Source organism: Aeromonas sp. ASNIH8, assembly GCF_002919855.1.
Classification (GTDB): domain Bacteria; phylum Pseudomonadota; class Gammaproteobacteria; order Enterobacterales; family Aeromonadaceae; genus Aeromonas; species Aeromonas caviae.
In genome coordinates, this window is sequence record NZ_PQLN01000026.1 from 1 (window position 1) to 15,402 (window position 15,402).

Annotated in this window: 13 protein-coding genes and 2 pseudogenes; 14 read left to right on the top strand and 1 reads right to left on the bottom strand. The window is 60.3% G+C overall.

Translation table 11 applies throughout. The features are described from left to right. A pseudogene (locus C3418_RS08900) lies at window positions 1-575 on the bottom strand (IS66-like element ISAs21 family transposase); the annotation flags it as partial. Window positions 576-672: 97 nt separating this feature from the next. Here C3418_RS08900 and C3418_RS08905 point away from each other — a divergent pair. The 14 genes and pseudogenes from C3418_RS08905 to astD form a co-directional block, all read left to right on the top strand. Further along, window positions 673-903, top strand: a pseudogene (locus C3418_RS08905) (pilus assembly protein PilP); the annotation flags it as partial. 16 nt (window positions 904-919) lie between these two features. Further along, window positions 920-3,145: a type IV pilus secretin PilQ gene (locus C3418_RS08910; protein WP_029314121.1), complete on the top strand. Its 2,226-nt coding sequence runs from the start codon at window positions 920-922 to the stop codon at window positions 3,143-3,145. 191 nt (window positions 3,146-3,336) lie between these two features. Further along, window positions 3,337-3,855 carry a shikimate kinase AroK gene (gene aroK, locus C3418_RS08915; protein ID WP_010673824.1) on the top strand — a complete coding sequence of 173 codons (519 nt, stop codon included), beginning with the start codon at window positions 3,337-3,339 and terminating at the stop codon, window positions 3,853-3,855. A 17-nt stretch (window positions 3,856-3,872) separates the two neighbouring features. Continuing rightward, window positions 3,873-4,955 carry a 3-dehydroquinate synthase gene (gene aroB / locus C3418_RS08920; RefSeq protein WP_010673825.1) on the top strand — a complete coding sequence of 361 codons (1,083 nt, stop codon included), beginning with the start codon at window positions 3,873-3,875 and terminating at the stop codon, window positions 4,953-4,955. Beyond that, complete coding sequence (locus tag C3418_RS08925; RefSeq protein ID WP_041201489.1) at window positions 4,945-6,501, top strand: SPOR domain-containing protein; 1,557 nt, start codon at window positions 4,945-4,947, stop codon at window positions 6,499-6,501. Before aroB ends, C3418_RS08925 begins: the two co-directional genes overlap by 11 nt. A 70-nt stretch (window positions 6,502-6,571) precedes the next feature. Beyond that, complete coding sequence (locus tag C3418_RS08930; RefSeq protein ID WP_029314124.1) at window positions 6,572-7,444, top strand: Dam family site-specific DNA-(adenine-N6)-methyltransferase; 873 nt, start codon at window positions 6,572-6,574, stop codon at window positions 7,442-7,444. A 190-nt stretch (window positions 7,445-7,634) separates the two neighbouring features. Then, complete coding sequence (rpe, locus tag C3418_RS08935; RefSeq protein ID WP_010673828.1) at window positions 7,635-8,309, top strand: ribulose-phosphate 3-epimerase; 675 nt, start codon at window positions 7,635-7,637, stop codon at window positions 8,307-8,309. Next, window positions 8,296-8,961 (top strand): phosphoglycolate phosphatase, encoded by a 666-nt coding sequence (locus C3418_RS08940; RefSeq protein WP_010673829.1) that lies wholly within the window; start codon window positions 8,296-8,298, stop codon window positions 8,959-8,961. The genes rpe and C3418_RS08940 overlap by 14 nt, the downstream gene beginning before the upstream one ends. Before the next feature lie 39 nt (window positions 8,962-9,000). Then, on the top strand, window positions 9,001-10,005 hold the full coding sequence (gene trpS / locus C3418_RS08945) for a tryptophan--tRNA ligase (protein ID WP_010673830.1): 1,005 nt from the start codon (window positions 9,001-9,003) through the stop codon (window positions 10,003-10,005). Window positions 10,006-10,124: 119 nt separating this feature from the next. Next, the gene (locus C3418_RS08950; protein ID WP_010673831.1) at window positions 10,125-10,340 is read left to right on the top strand and encodes a hypothetical protein; all 216 of its coding nucleotides are present in this window, start codon (window positions 10,125-10,127) and stop codon (window positions 10,338-10,340) included. A gap of 321 nt (window positions 10,341-10,661) precedes the next feature. Further along, window positions 10,662-11,243, top strand: coding sequence for an aminodeoxychorismate synthase component II (locus C3418_RS08955; protein ID WP_103858316.1), 582 nt, complete (start codon window positions 10,662-10,664; stop codon window positions 11,241-11,243). Between the two features lie 278 nt (window positions 11,244-11,521). After that, the gene (locus tag C3418_RS08960; protein ID WP_010673833.1) at window positions 11,522-12,739 is read left to right on the top strand and encodes an aspartate aminotransferase family protein; all 1,218 of its coding nucleotides are present in this window, start codon (window positions 11,522-11,524) and stop codon (window positions 12,737-12,739) included. A 75-nt stretch (window positions 12,740-12,814) separates the two neighbouring features. After that, the gene (astA, locus tag C3418_RS08965) at window positions 12,815-13,834 is read left to right on the top strand and encodes an arginine N-succinyltransferase (protein WP_010673834.1); all 1,020 of its coding nucleotides are present in this window, start codon (window positions 12,815-12,817) and stop codon (window positions 13,832-13,834) included. A gap of 67 nt (window positions 13,835-13,901) precedes the next feature. Beyond that, a complete protein-coding gene (gene astD / locus C3418_RS08970; RefSeq protein WP_010673835.1) occupies window positions 13,902-15,371 on the top strand; it encodes a succinylglutamate-semialdehyde dehydrogenase in 1,470 nt (489 codons plus the stop codon). Window positions 15,372-15,402 lie beyond the last annotated feature (31 nt).

The window sequence follows — 15,402 nt, forward strand, 5'->3', positions numbered from 1 at the left end:
CTAAAGCTCAAACCGAAGTGCTGCTTGAGCTGCTGCTGTATCTTGCTGATGCTCTGGTGGAACTGACCACTCTGCAAAGCGATATAGCTCAGCAGATTAGCCCCCATCTGGCTGTGGCTCACCGTATCGGGCAGGGCTGCTTCACTGGTGGTGACGCACCCACGGCAGGTGCCCCGATACAGCTGATGCTCTGTCACCACATAGCTGACCTCGGGCAGGTCAAACACCTGATGAACCCGGTAGGGCTTGTCATGGGACACCACCTGCTCACCACAGCAGGCGCACTGCCGGGCAGGATAGTGTGGTATTGCCGTCAGTCGGTCGTCCTCAGGATGACGTTCACGCCGCTGCCCCTTGTGGCCAGGCTGGGCACCACGAGCCTTGCCGGAAGCGGGGCGCTTGCGCGCAGGCGGGGTCCCCGAGCCATCAGTGGAGGGGGGCTTGGAGGAGTTATTGCTGTTTTGGTTGAGGCGGTCTTCAAGCTCGGCGATGCGCGCCATCAGCTTGTAAATCAGCTCGTTGGCTTGCTCGAGGGTCAGCGGCAGGCCGGGTGGTGGCGTAATGGGTTTGCTCATGACGTGATGGTGCCAAGCTGGCGGGATCAGGCAAGGGGCAACAGTGGATCAAGGGATGATCGTCTCACTTTTTCCTGTCAATGCCATCTGGGTGAACAGTTACAAAGGCTCCATCGGCAAGCAGGGGCAGTTGTGGGCATTGATCAAAACCCCGGACGGGCAAGCCGTGCGCGTCGGGCTCAACCAGCACATGGGGCTGGATCAGGGCAGGGTCATCAAGATAACGAACACGCATGTTGACTTGATGGAGACGGTACCGGATGGCAAAGGATGCTGGGTCACCCGAGAAACCCAGCTGGCCATGGCCAATCTCGACGCAAAACTATGATCAGGGATGAGCAGAGATGAGAACAACAATAAGAAGGATGATCGGTGTGGCGCTGCTGTGGCTGGGCGGATGCACTCAGGTGTGGGCAGTACCCGCGTTGCAGGAGGTCAAGGTGAATCCCCTGCTGGCCGATCAACTCCTGCTGGAGCTCAGCTTCAGCGAACCGGTCAGCGGTTTTACGGACAGGTTGACCTATGAACCCAATCAGCTTCTGCTGCACGTACCCGGGGCCATCGGTGCCCTGACGGTCAATCCCCTGCCCATCAAGCAGCAAGGGGTGAACAATCTCCTGGTGGAGGGGAAGGGGCAGGGGCTCGACATCAAGATCGCCCTCGATCAGCTCACCCCCTATCAGGTCCATCAGCAGGGCAATAAATTGCTGGTGGCGCTGGGAGATAAGGCCGGGCAGCCGGTCGCCTCTTCGGCGGCGCCTGTTGCAGCCGGTCAGTCTGCGCTCGTCAGAAGCCAGCCAGTGACCCAGTCTGCGCTGATTGACACCCAGCGGGTTGCCCAGAACCAGTCCCAGTATCAGGCTCAGCCTGCCGTGGCTGCCACGCCTACCGTGGCTCCTTCGCCCGTTGCCCTCGGCAAGCCGGTGTTGTCCGTGTCTCAGGCAAACATGGGTGGCGCCTACTTCAACTCGGTCAAGGGCGTGGATTTTCGTCGTGGCAAGGAGGGGCAGGGGGAGTTCCTTGTGACGCTGGACAACAGTTCGGCGGCGGTGGATGTCAGCAGCCGTGGTCAGAAAGTGCTGGCCAAGTTCCATGGTACCCGGGTGACTGATGATCAGCTCAACCTCATCAATGTGCAGGACTTTGCTACCCCGGTCTCCCAAGTGGAGGTGTTCCGCCAGGGCAATGACACCCTGTTCGAGCTCTCGGTGAACGGCCAGTTTGACTACCGTTACGATCAGGCCGACAAGATGTTCATCATCGAGGTGAAAAAACGGGTGGCCACCACGGCGGCGAAGCAGTACCAAGGAAAACCCATCTCATTGAACTTCCAGGATATTCCTGTTCGTACCGTGTTGCAGATCATCGCCGATTTCAACAATCTGAACCTGGTGACCACGGACTCGGTCTCCGGCAACATCACGCTGCGTCTCGATGGCGTGCCCTGGGAGCAGGCGCTGGACATCATCCTCAAGGTCAGAGGGCTGGACAAACGGCTGGACAACAACATCCTGCTGGTGGCGCCGGCGGACGAGATTGCCGCTCGCGAGAAACAGCAGATGGAGAGCCGCAACCAGGTGGCGGATCTTGCTCCCCTCTACACCGAGTATCTGCAGATCAACTATGCCAAGGCATCGGAAGTGGCGGCCCTGCTCTCCTCCGAGAGTACCAAGCTGCTCTCCCCCAGAGGCGCGGTCAGCGTGGATGAACGTACCAACGTGCTGGTGGTCAAGGACACGGCGGATGTCATCAGCAACGTCAAGCGGATGCTGGATATCCTCGATATCCCGGTCAAGCAGGTGGTGATCGAGGCGCGCATGGTGACCATTGATGATGGTTTCGATGAGGCTCTGGGGGTGCGCTGGGGGGTGACCAAGACAGACGGTCATGGCAACGGCACCTCGGGCACCATAGAGGGTAATGATGGCGCCGGAAACAATGATGGCAGTTCCACCATCACTCGCCCCAACGTAGAAGACAGACTCAACGTCAACCTGCCGGTGACCAACGCGGCCGGCACGCTGGCGTTCCAAGTTGCCCGTCTTGCCAATGGCACCCTTTTGGATCTTGAGCTCTCGGCTCTGGAAAAGGAGAGCAAGGCCGAGATCATCGCCAGTCCGCGTGTCACCACGGCCAACCAGAAGCCGGCCCTGATCGAGCAGGGGACCGAGATCCCCTATGTGGAGTCCTCTTCGAGCGGGGCGACCTCGGTCACCTTCAAGAAGGCAGTGCTGAGCCTCAAGGTCACACCGCAGATCACCCCGGACAACAGGGTGATCCTGGACTTGACCGTGACTCAGGATACCAAGGGTGAAACCGTGCCGACCGGGACCGGGGATGCGGTGTCCATCAACGCCCAGTCCATCACCACCCAGGTGTTGGTCAACAACGGTGAAACTCTGGTGCTTGGCGGCATCTATCAACAGACCATCAAGAGCGATGTCAGCAAGGTGCCGCTGCTGGGGGATATCCCCGGGTTGGGCTATCTGTTCAAGAAAACCACCAGTGAAAACAAGAAGCGTGAACTGCTGATCTTCGTGACCCCGAGGATAGTGACCGACGCCCTCTGAAAACTTTACTTGTGAGAGTAAAACACATATAACCTTACGCCCCGATGAGGCTGGGGCGTAAGGGCTGCGGTTGCCAGTCCTGGTTTCTACTGAGATAATCCCCCTCCTGATCCAACGCAAGATAAGGTTCATAGGTACCCCGGTCGAGTGTTTACCGGGGCCATACAGTTTGTAATTACTAACGAAAAGACATGGCTGAGAAACGCAATATTTTCCTGATAGGTCCCATGGGTGCGGGCAAGAGCACCATAGGTAGACATCTGGCAGAACAACTGCACATGGAGTTTTTCGACTCAGATCATGAGATTGAGCGCCGCAGTGGTGCCGATATCGGTTGGGTGTTCGATGTTGAAGGCGAAGAAGGCTTCCGGATCCGCGAAGAGAAGGTGATCGGTGAGCTCGCCGAACAGCAGGGTATCGTGCTGGCAACGGGTGGCGGTGCCATCAAGAGCCGTGAAACCCGCAACAAACTCTCCGCACGCGGCATCGTGGTCTATCTCGAAACCACTATTGAAAAGCAATTGGCGCGAACCCAGAGAGACAAGCGTCGTCCCTTGCTGCAAACCGAAGAGCCGCCCCGTGAAGTGCTTGAGCGTCTTGCGCAAGAGCGCAACGCCCTGTACGAAGAGGTTGCCGATTTTGTCATCCAGACGGATGACCAGAGTGCCAAAGTTGTCGCTAATCAAATCGTCAAGTTGATTGGTATGTAATTCATTAGAGGACGTCCATGGAAAGGTTGAAGGTCGAACTGGGTGAACGCAGCTACCCGATAGAGATAGCTGCCGGTCTGCTGCAACGCCCCGAGGTACTGGCGCAGACGATCAAGGGCAAGCGGGTCATGATAGTGACCAATACCGTGGTCGCGCCCTTGTATCTTGAACAGATCATTCAGTTGCTGTCCGGTTTTCAGGTGGAACACCTGATCCTGCCCGATGGCGAGGCCTACAAAACCCTGGCGACCTTCGAGCGGATCATGTCTGCTCTGCTGGAAACCAGCCATGGTCGTGATACTACTCTGATCGCTCTGGGGGGCGGTGTGATAGGCGATGTTGTCGGCTTTGCTGCGGCAAGCTACCAGCGAGGCATTCCGTTTATTCAGGTGCCTACCACGCTGCTCTCCCAGGTTGACTCTTCCGTTGGCGGCAAGACCGCCGTCAACCATCCCCTCGGCAAGAACATGGTGGGTGCCTTCTATCAGCCCAAGCATGTGATCATCGATACCGACTGCCTCAAGACCCTGCCTGCCCGGGAATTTGCCGCCGGCATGGCCGAGGTGATCAAATACGGCATCATCTGGGATGCCGCCTTCTTCTCCTGGCTTGAAACCAACATGACCCGCCTGCAGCGCCTCGACGGTGATGCACTCTCCTATGCCATTCGCCGCTGCTGCGAGATCAAGGCCGATGTGGTCGGTCAGGACGAGACCGAGCACGGCGTGCGCGCCTTGCTGAACCTGGGACATACCTTCGGCCATGCCATCGAGGCGGAGAAGGGTTACGGCAACTGGCTGCACGGTGAAGCCGTGGCGGCGGGAACCATGCTGGCGGCCGAGACGGCCCTGGCCCGTGGCGACATGACGGTGCAAGAGGTGGCACGAGTCCGCGATCTGCTGTTGGCCGCCGATTTGCCGGTCAAGGCACCGTCCGATATGGATTTTGCCGCCTTCATTCGCCATATGCGCCGTGACAAGAAGGTGCTGGAAGGCAAACTGAGGCTGGTGCTGCCGATCGGGATCGGACAGGCCCAGGTCGTGGCCGATGTGACAGACGAACAATTGATGGCGGTGATCGAGTCTGGTCGTGACCACTAATAAATTGCTCAAGCTGCCTTCTCAGCGGCAGTTGGTTGACCGGCTGCTGCACCTGATCGAGTTCAACCACCCCTTTGTTTTTCTCTCCGGCAAGCCAGGCAGTGGCCGTGGCACACTGTGCGAGTCGCTGCTTGCCCAACTGCCCGATGCGGTGCGGGTGGCCAGCCTCATCGGCAGCCCGTCCATGAAGATGGCGGATGTGCGTCAGTTGCTGCTGCAGCAGGTGGTGGCACGTCCCCTGTTCAACGCGCAGGATGCCCTGGCGGACAGCTTCTTTCGCATGGTGGGTGACAAGCCTGCCAGACTGCTGCTCATCATCGAACGTGCCGATACCTTGCCTGCCGAGCTGGTGGGGGAGTTGTGGGCGCTCTGTCGTCACAACGATACCCTGGCATCTCCTCATAAACTGGCCATCCTGCTCTCGGGTGATGACGCCTGGTGTCGCAACCAGAAGGCGCTCCTCAAGGGACGGGCCATGCCAGCCCTCGAGCTGGAGGTCGCGCCACTGAGCGCTCCTGAGCAACGTATCTTCTTGTATGAGAAGGCCAAAGAGCTCAAGATCCCGACTGCCCTCTTGCCCAAGCCGAAAGTGGAAGAGATCCTGAATGGGGCGGGCGGACATCCGTCAGCCATCATGCAGTTACTGGAGGATACCATGACCGACAGAAGGCCCAAGAAACGTCAGGCCGAGTTGCCCGTCAAGAAGATAGCGATCGTGCTTGCCCTGTTGGCGGGCGGGTTGCTGGCCCTGAGCTATCTGCCCCTGTTCGACAGTGCAGGCCAGGACCCCGCCCAGGCACCGTCCCAGGGGACGGCGTTGCCCGATCCCGTCTCAAGCGATCCTGTGAACGTCGGTGCGGCGAGCGGGGCTCTGAGTACTCAGACGAGCAGTGGCGCCGCTGCCATCCCGTCAGGGAATCAGGTTGCCCGCGATTGGCAGTCCGATGCCAAGCCCTTGCCCAAGAAGGTCGAGAGCGAGACGGTCACCACGGAGTCAACCAACTATGAGGGGCGCCGGGTCGTCATCTCCGACGAAGTGGTCGAGAAATTGATGAACCAGCCGAACGTCAGCGGCGCCTTGCCCACGGCCGTGGTGGATGAGCTGGTGGGGAGCGGTTCCCGTGCGGTCCCGACCGGAACGACGGCCCAGGTCAAGAATCCGGCCCCGAGCAGTGTCCCGGCCCGGACAGAGGCTCAACCGGCCAGTGGCGCGCAGACAGCGCCGGTCGCGGCCCCAGCGGCCAAGGTGGCGTTGACGCCGGTGGCGACTCTCAACAAGAAGCCGAAGAATCACTACAGCATCCAGTTGATGGGGGCGAGCAACACCAAGGCGGTAGACAGCTTTGTGGCCGAGCATGGCTTGGCGGGCAAGGTGTGGGTTTACAAGACCCGTTTCCGTGGCAGTCCCTGGTATGTAGTGGTGCAGGGAGACTACGCCAGCAGTGCCCAGGCCAAGGCGGCCATTCGCAAGCTGTCACCTGCCTTGCTCAAGGGACAACCCTGGCCCAAGTCATTCGCCCAGATACAAAAAGAATTGAAGCAATAGCCAGCCACCCGAAGAAGGGGGTAGAATCACCCCCCTTTTTTGGGCATAGCCTTGTCAACACCGGACTTCCATGAAAAAAACACGCGCGTTTTTAAAATGGGCCGGGGGAAAATACTCCCTGGTCGAAGAGATCGCCGAGCGTTTGCCGGCCGGGCGTGTGTTGCTGGAGCCCTTCGTCGGGGCGGGATCCGTGTTTCTCAACACGGATTACGACGCCTATGTGCTCAACGACATCAATCCGGATCTCATTGGCCTCTACAACCACCTCAAGCAGCAGCCGGACAGCTTCATCAGCGAGGCCCGCAAGCTGTTCGTGGCCGAGCACAACCACAAGACCGCCTATTATCGGCTGCGTACCCAGTTCAACCAGACCGCGGCCGGGTTTGAACGGGCTCAGTTGTTCCTGTTTTTGAATCGCCATGGTTTCAACGGCTTGTGCCGTTACAACAAGAAGGGGGGGTTCAACGTTCCCTTCGGTTCCTACAAGAAACCCTACTTCCCGGAGAAAGAGCTGTGGGCGTTTGCCGAGAAGGCGCAGAAGGCGACGTTCATCTGCGAAAGCTATGCCGACGCCATGGCCCGTGCAGAGGAAGACTGGGTGATCTACTGCGATCCGCCCTATGCCCCCCTCTCCACCACGGCAAGTTTCACCACCTATTCGGCAGGCGGTTTCACCCTGGACGATCAGGCGCTGCTGGCCAGGCTGGCTCGCCACACCGCCGCCCATAAAGGGGTGCCCGTGCTCATCAGCAACCATGACATCGAGTTGACCCGCGAGCTCTATCGTGGCGCCCGGCTCGACGAGATCCTGGTCAAGCGCACCATCAGCCGCAACGGCGGTGGTCGCAACAAGGTGGCCGAGCTGCTGGCGCTCTATCCCCCCGGCATCGAGCCCGAACAGGGCTATTATCCCGGTGAGGCGGAGCTGGTTGCCGTCGGCTGAGTGAACAACGGTCCCTGAGGGGGCCGTTGTCATTTCTGATGCTGCCGCTGGCATTCCGTGAGCCGCGCTTGGCATCGTGTGCCAGCCATGGTGCCGGAGCGGCGTGTTCTGTAGATGCGGGTCGTTTTCATCGCCCTTTTGCGATAAAATTGCGCCGTTTTTTCTGCCACGCTGCCAATGGATGACGCTGATGAAAGACTTTCTGATTGCCCCCTCTATCCTCTCCGCCGACTTTGCCCGTCTGGGTGAGGATGTGGCCAAGGTGCTGGCCGCCGGGGCCGACGTGGTCCATTTCGATGTAATGGACAACCATTATGTCCCCAACCTGACCATAGGCCCCATGGTCTGTCAGGCGCTGCGCGATTACGGCATCGAAGCGCTCATCGACGTGCACCTGATGGTCAAGCCGGTGGATCGCATCGTGCCTGATTTTGCCAAGGCCGGTGCCAGCCTGATCACCTTCCACCCGGAAGCCTCCGATCACGTGGATCGCACCCTGGGCCTCATCAAGGAGCAGGGTTGCCAGGCTGGTCTGGTGCTGAACCCCGCGACCCCGCTCACCTGCCTGGAGTACGTGATGGACAAGCTGGACGTGATCCTGCTGATGTCGGTCAACCCGGGCTTTGGCGGTCAAAGCTTCATCCCCGGCACCCTCGACAAGCTGCGCCAGGTGCGCCGCCTGATCGACGAGAGCGGCCGCGACATTCGCCTGGAAATCGATGGCGGGGTCAAGGTCGACAACATTCGCGAGATTGCCGAGGCGGGTGCCGACATGTTCGTGGCGGGCTCTGCCATCTTCGGCAAGCCGGATTACAAGGCAGTGATCGACCAGATGCGCGCGGAGCTTGCCCATGTCCGTCGCTGATCGCCCCTTTGACCTGGTGCTGTTCGATCTGGATGGCACCCTGATTGACAGCGCCCCGCAACTGGCGCTGGCGGTCAACCGTACCCTGGCGGAGCTGGGGTTGGCCGAGGCCGACGAGTCCGTGGTGCGTACCTGGGTCGGCAACGGCGCCGACAAGCTGATCCAGCGGGCTCTCGATTACCGCGACGCCCCGGAGCAGTTTGCCAAGGCCCGCCCCCTGTTCGACCGTCACTATCAGGCCTGTCTTCTGGAAGGTCTGGCCATGTATGACGGAGTGGCCCGGAGCCTGCGCCGTCTGCAGGGGCTGGGTTACCAGCAGGCCGTGGTGACCAACAAACCGAGTCACTTCGTGCAGCCCATTCTGGAGGCCCTCGGCATCAGCGACTGTTTCGCACTCTGGCTAGGGGGCAACTGCGTACCCGTCAAGAAACCGAGCCCGGAGCCGCTGTTGCACGCCTGCCACGAGCTGGGTGTCAGCCCGTCCCGCACCCTGATGGTGGGGGATTCCGAAAATGACGTGCTGGCCGCCCAGGCCGCCGGCATGAAGGTGGTGGGGCTCACCTATGGCTACAACTATGGCCGCCCTATCGCAGACTCCCGCCCCGACTGGGTTTGCGAGCAGTTTGCCGAACTCGATGCCCTGCTGGTCTGATCCAGACCGGGCTGGCGGATAACAAGGATTACTACTCTGATGACTAAACCAATCGTATTGAGCGGTGCCCAACCCTCGGGCCAGCTGACCATCGGCAACTACATGGGGGCCCTGCGTCAGTGGGTCAGCATGCAGGATGATTTCGACTGCCTCTATTGCATCGTCGATCTGCACGCCATCACCACTCGCCAGGATCCGGCCGCCTTGCGCAAGGCGTGCCTCGACGCAGCCGCCCTCTATCTGGCGGTGGGCATCGACCCGGCCAAGAGCACCGTCTTCATCCAGTCCCACGTGCCCCAGCACGCCGAGCTCGGCTGGATCCTGAACTGCTACACCCAGATGGGCGAGCTGTCGCGCATGACCCAGTTCAAGGACAAGTCCGCTCGTTTCGAGAACAACGTCAACGTCGGCCTGTTCGGTTATCCGGTGCTGATGGCGGCCGACATTCTGCTTTATCAGGCCAATCAGGTGCCGGTTGGTAATGACCAGAAGCAGCATCTGGAGCTGACCCGCGACATCTGCACCCGCTTCAACAACCTCTATGGCGAAGTCTTCACCCTGCCGGAACCCTTCATTCCGACCGAAGGGGCCCGGGTGATGAGCCTGCAGGACCCGACCAAGAAGATGTCCAAGTCCGACGACAACGAGGCCAACTTCATCGGCTTGCTGGAAGATCCCAAGCAGATCGTCAAGAAGATCAAGCGGGCGATGACCGACTCCGACGAGCCGGCCGTGGTGCGTTTCGATCCCGAAAACAAGCCGGGGGTCTCCAATCTGCTGACCCTGATGTCCGGTGTGACCGGCCGCTCCATCCCGGAGCTGGAGCAACACTTCGAAGGCAAGATGTACGGCCACCTCAAGAGTGAAACGGCCGATGCCGTGGTCGCCTTGCTGGAACCCATCCAGGCGCGCTTCCGCGAGCTACGTCAGGATGAGGCCCATCTGCAGGCCATTTTGGCGGCTGGCGCACAAAAGGCGCGTGAAAGGGCTGAAAAAACCCTGATCAGCGTATATGATGTCGTCGGCTTCGTTCCTCGAGCCTGACATACTGGGAAGGTGTAGTAGAAGAGAGCTGGGTGGATGCCTGGCTTTCTTTGTTTTACACCTTCCGGTTTGTCGCAACCTCCCCAATGTCAAACACGGGCTTTGCCCCAAGAGAAAGCATGTCTGTCGAATCACAAACCCTGAGTGAAGAGTTGGGTGACAAGGGTCACTGGCTGCGCAAGTTTCGCAAGGCCAAGAGCCTCAATACCTTGCAGTTGATGGTCTCCAACGCCATCGACAAGCACCACAAGACCCCGGCCATCGCGGCTGCCATCTATCTGGCCGAGTGCCAGCGGGAACGGGAACTGGAACAGGGCCGCTATCTGGACCGCTGAGGTCCGTTGTCAGCCCTTGCCAAGGTGACTCCTTCCCATCTGCCTGTCACGACCTTTGCCCTTTTCCCAGTCGCCTCCCGTCTCTTTTACCTTGCCATCCTGACATGGAGCGGCTGATGCTGCCCGGTCGGGGACAGGCCCACCGCCGGGTGGGGTCGACAGGCCCGGATCGTCATTGAAGAGTGGACAGACTGCACAGCAGGTGAGGTGATCGCCGGTTTATTAACGCAAAGAGACATGCCAGAATGCGCGGCGTTTGTCTGCCCGCGCTCGTAACGGGCTGTCCGATCACCGTCTCTGTCTTATTCCCATGGTGTTTGCATGCTGCTACTCATCGACAACTACGACTCCTTTACCTGGAACCTGGTGCAATACTTCGGCGCCCTGGGGCAAGAGGTGGTGGTCAGGCGCAACGATGAGCTGAGCCTGGAGGAGATAGCCCGGCTTGCCCCCCGCAATCTGGTGATCTCTCCCGGCCCCTGCACGCCAAACGAGGCGGGCATCTCTTTGGCCGCCATCTCCCGTTTTGCCGGCGAGATCCCCATCCTCGGCGTCTGTCTCGGCCATCAGTCCCTGGCACAGGCCTTTGGTGCCCGGGTGGTGCGTGCCCGTCAGGTGATGCACGGCAAGACATCTCTCATCCGTCACAAAGGGGAGGGGGTGTTCAAGGGGCTCAACAACCCGCTGCGGGTGACCCGCTATCATTCTCTGGTGGTGGAGGCGGCGTCGCTGCCCGACTGTTTCGAGGTCACTGCCTGGAGCGAACATGCCGACGGCAGCCTGGACGAGATCATGGGGCTGCGGCATAAAACGCTGGCGCTGGAGGGAGTGCAGTTCCATCCGGAGAGTATTCTGAGCGAACAGGGGCACCAGTTGCTGGCCAACTTTTTGGCCGTTTCCTGAAAAAATTGCGATGTCTGTCTCAAAACCGTCATGAGGCAAAAAAAAATTTCCCTGAGACTTTATTCACCCTCCTCCCTGTCCAAATTATCTCTTGCCAACACCCCCTGAGCCGTTATGCAATGCGGTTGCCTAAAATCTCAAAGGCAATCGAACATTGTTCCTTATAGGCGGTTAAGTTACAGACTTTTTACTTTTTTTCTGTGATAATTCCGCCACGTTTACACGGATTTAACTTTTGGGCGGTGGATTATTCTGCCGCGAGATAGCAGGAGAGCAATATGTCAGAGTTGTTGGCAGTGACACGTGAAGTGTTTGATGAAGTGATGGTTCCCAACTATGCGCCGGCCAAAATCATCCCGGTGCGCGGCGAGGGGTCACGTGTCTGGGATCAGGAAGGCCGCGAGTATGTGGATTTCGCGGGCGGGATCGCGGTCAATGGCCTGGGCCATTGCCATCCCAAACTGGTCGAGGCCCTGAAATCCCAGGGTGAGAAGCTGTGGCACCTCTCCAACGTGATGACCAACGAGCCGGCCCTGCGCCTGGCCAAGAAACTGGTCGCCGCCACCTTCGCCGAGAAGGTCTATTTCTGCAACTCCGGTGCCGAAGCGAACGAAGCGGCCCTCAAGCTGGCCCGCCGCTACGCCATCGAGAAGTTCGGGGCCCACAAGACCCAGATCATCGCCTTCCACCAGGGCTTCCACGGCCGTACCTTCTTTACCGTCAGCGTCGGCGGCCAGGCTGCCTACTCCGATGGCTTCGGTCCCAAGCCTGCCGACATCACCCACGTCGCCTACAACAACCTGGAGGAGCTGGCTGCCGTCATCTCCGACAACACCTGCGCCGTGGTGATGGAGCCGCTGCAGGGCGAGGGTGGCATCATCAGCCCCACCGACGAGTTTGCCAAGGGGGTGCGCGAGTTGTGCGACAAGCACAACGCCCTGCTGGTTTATGACGAGGTGCAATCCGGTGTCGGTCGTACCGGCGAGCTGTTTGCCTATATGGGTCTGGGCGTCACGCCGGACATCCTCACCAGCGCCAAGGCGCTGGGCGGTGGCTTCCCCATCGGGGCCATGCTGACCACCACCGAAATCGCCTCCCACCTGAAAGTGGGCACTCACGGCTCCACCTACGGCGGCAACCCGCTGGCCTGCGCGGTGGCAGAGGCGGTGATCGACGTGGTCAACACCCCGGAAGTGCTGAGCGGTATCAAGCAGCGCGAGCAGCTGTTCCGCGAAGGGCTGGAAGCCATCAACGCCAAGTACCACTGCTTCAGCGAAGTGCGCGGCAAGGGCCTGCTGCTGGGCGCCGTGCTCAACGATGACTTCAAGGGCCGCTCCCGCGACTTCCTGCTGGCCTCCATCGATCAGGGCCTGATGGCGCTGGTTGCCGGTACCAACGTTGTGCGTTTTGCCCCCTCCCTGGTGATCCCGGAAGCGGACATCAAGGAAGGGCTGGCACGGTTCGAGAAAGCGGTCGCTCAGGTGGTCAACGCCTGATCCAAATTGAGGTGGGGAGCCCTCCCGGCAGGAGCCGGGACCCCACCTGTCGTCAATGAAAGGGAGTTGTCATTTATGTTGGTTATCCGTCCTATCGAGCAGCGCGACTTCGCCGGCCTCAAGACCTGTGCCATCGAATCCGGCACCGGCATGACATCCTTGCCGGTCAACGACGAGCTGCTGCAACGCAAGATCGATGCCTCGACCCAGACCTTCCTGGACAAGCCCGCCGGCAAGGGCGAGTGCCTCTATTTCTTCGTGGCCGAGGATCTGGAGACCGGGGAGATGGTCGGTACCTGCGCCATCGACGCGGCGGTCGGCCTGTCCCAGGCGTTCTACAACTATCACATCGGCAAGGTGGTGCACTCCTCCCCCAAGCTCGGCATCTACAATGTCGTGGAAACCCTCACCCTCTCCAACGACTACACCGGCAATTCCGAGCTCTGCACCCTGTTTCTGCGTGAATGCGCCCGCGAGGGGCTCAACGGCCGTCTGCTCTCCAAGCACCGTTTCCTGTTCATGGCCGAACACCCCGAGCTGTTTGACAGTACCGTCTTTGCCGAGATGCGTGGTGTCTCCGATGGCAACGGCCACAGCCCCTTCTACGAGTGGCTGCAAAAACATTTCTTCTCGATGGATTTTCCCACCGTCGACTATCTCACCGGCATCGGCAAGAAGCGCTTCATCGCCGAGCTGATGCCCAAGTACCCCATCTATGTCAATCTGCTGAGCAACGAGGCGCGCGCCGTCATCGGCAAGACCCACGAAAAGACCCGGCCTGCCCTCAAGATGCTGCAGGATGAGGGGTTCGTGAATCGCGGTTATGTCGATATCTTCGACGCAGGCCCCACCGTCGAATGCGAGGTGAAGAACATTCGCAGCGTGCGCCGCAGCCAGAAGTTGGCGGTGCTGGTGGGTGAACCCATCGGCGGCCATACCTACCTCATCTGCAACGCCAGGTTCGAGCAATACCGCGCCTGCTACGGCAACATCCGGGTCGATCTGGACAAGCACGAAGCCATCATTCCGCCCAAGATGGCGGCCGCCCTCAAGGTGGAAAATGGCGACATGGTGCGCGTCGTCGATCTGGATTGACCCACCCCGCAGCACAGCATTGAGACAGGCTGCCGAGGCGGCCTGCGTACCCACAGGGAGTGAATTGATGATGTCTTTAGTCCAGTTTATCGATGGCCAGTGGCTGGCCGGTGAAGGCAAGCCGTTCGAATCCATCGACCCGGCCAAAAACGAGGTGATCTGGCGGGGTGAGGCGGCAAGCCAGTCCCAGGTGGATGCGGCCGTCAAGGCGGCCCGCACGGCCTTCTACCATTGGTCCGATCTGGCCCTTGAAGAGCGCCTTGCCATCGTGCGCCGCTATGCCGACCTGCTCGGCGAGCACAAGGAGGCGCTGGCCCTGACCATCGCCCGTGAAACCGGCAAGCCCCTGTGGGAGACCCGCACTGAAGTGGCGGCCATGCAGGGCAAGATTGCCATCTCCATCCGCGCCCATGAGGAGCGTACCGGTACGGTGGAAAACCCCATGCCGGGCGCCAAGGCGTTCGTGCGCCACAAGCCCCATGGCGTCGTGGCCGTGTTCGGCCCCTACAACTTCCCGGGCCACCTGCCCAACGGTCACATAGTGCCTGCGCTTATCGCGGGTAACGCAGTGGTGTTCAAGCCTTCAGAGCTGACCCCCATGGTGGCCGAGGCCATGCTGAAGATCTGGCAGGAGGCGGGGCTGCCCAAGGGGGTGCTCAACCTGGTGCAGGGGGAGGTCGACACCGGCAAGGCGCTGGCCGGCAACCCGGACATCGACGGCCTCTTCTTCACCGGCTCCTCCCGTACCGGCCACTTCCTGCATCAGCAGTTTGCCGGCCAGCCGGGCAAGATCCTGGCACTGGAGATGGGGGGCAACAACCCGCTGATAGTGAAAGATGTGAGCGACGTCGACGGCGCCGTCCATGCCATCGTGCAGTCCGCCTTCATTACCTCCGGCCAGCGTTGCACCTGCTCGCGCCGTCTGTTTGTCGAGCGCGGCGAGCGGGGCGATGCCCTGGTCAAGCGCCTGGTGGAGGTGGTCGGCCAGATCAAGGTCGGCCTCTATGACGCCGCCGAGCAGCCGTTCATGGGCGCCATGATCAGCGAGAAGGCCGCACTCGGCATGGTCGAGGCGCAAGCCAACCTGCAGCGCCTCGGTGGTGAAAGCCTGCTTGCCCTCAAGCACCTGGAAGCGGGCACCGGCTTTGTCTCCCCGGGCATCATCGACGTGACCGCGGTCAGCGCGCTGCCGGATGAAGAGTACTTCGGCCCGCTGCTGCAGCTCATTCGCTACGACGACTTCGATGCGGCCATCGAGAAGGCGAACGCCACCAGTTTCGGTCTCTCGGCCGGCCTGCTCGGTGACAACGAAGCGGACTGGAACCACTTCTTCAAGCGCATCCGTGCCGGTATCGTCAACTGGAACAAGCCCATCACCGGCGCCTCCAGTGCCGCCCCCTTCGGCGGCATCGGTGCCTCCGGCAACCACAGAGCGAGCGCCTACTATGCCGCCGACTACTGTGCTTACCCGGTCGCCTCCGTCGAAGACAGCAAGGCTGCTATGCCGGATCAGCTGTCTCCCGGTCTGACCTTCTGATAACAAGAAAATAAAAGAGGGGCACTGAACA

Bases quoted from the DNA above. Each gene is read 5' to 3' on its own strand.
- aroK (WP_010673824.1), top strand. From the start codon at position 3,337: ATGGCTGAGAAACGCAATATTTTCCTGATAGGTCCCATGGGTGCGGGC.
- astA (WP_010673834.1), top strand. From the start codon at position 12,815: ATGTTGGTTATCCGTCCTATCGAGCAGCGCGACTTCGCCGGCCTCAAG.
- trpS (WP_010673830.1), top strand. From the start codon at position 9,001: ATGACTAAACCAATCGTATTGAGCGGTGCCCAACCCTCGGGCCAGCTG.
- C3418_RS08930 (WP_029314124.1), top strand. From the start codon at position 6,572: ATGAAAAAAACACGCGCGTTTTTAAAATGGGCCGGGGGAAAATACTCC.
- astD (WP_010673835.1), top strand. From the start codon at position 13,902: ATGATGTCTTTAGTCCAGTTTATCGATGGCCAGTGGCTGGCCGGTGAA.
- C3418_RS08940 (WP_010673829.1), top strand. From the start codon at position 8,296: ATGTCCGTCGCTGATCGCCCCTTTGACCTGGTGCTGTTCGATCTGGAT.
- C3418_RS08955 (WP_103858316.1), top strand. From the start codon at position 10,662: ATGCTGCTACTCATCGACAACTACGACTCCTTTACCTGGAACCTGGTG.
- C3418_RS08950 (WP_010673831.1), top strand. From the start codon at position 10,125: ATGTCTGTCGAATCACAAACCCTGAGTGAAGAGTTGGGTGACAAGGGT.
- C3418_RS08910 (WP_029314121.1), top strand. From the start codon at position 920: ATGAGAACAACAATAAGAAGGATGATCGGTGTGGCGCTGCTGTGGCTG.
- aroB (WP_010673825.1), top strand. From the start codon at position 3,873: ATGGAAAGGTTGAAGGTCGAACTGGGTGAACGCAGCTACCCGATAGAG.
- rpe (WP_010673828.1), top strand. From the start codon at position 7,635: ATGAAAGACTTTCTGATTGCCCCCTCTATCCTCTCCGCCGACTTTGCC.
- C3418_RS08960 (WP_010673833.1), top strand. From the start codon at position 11,522: ATGTCAGAGTTGTTGGCAGTGACACGTGAAGTGTTTGATGAAGTGATG.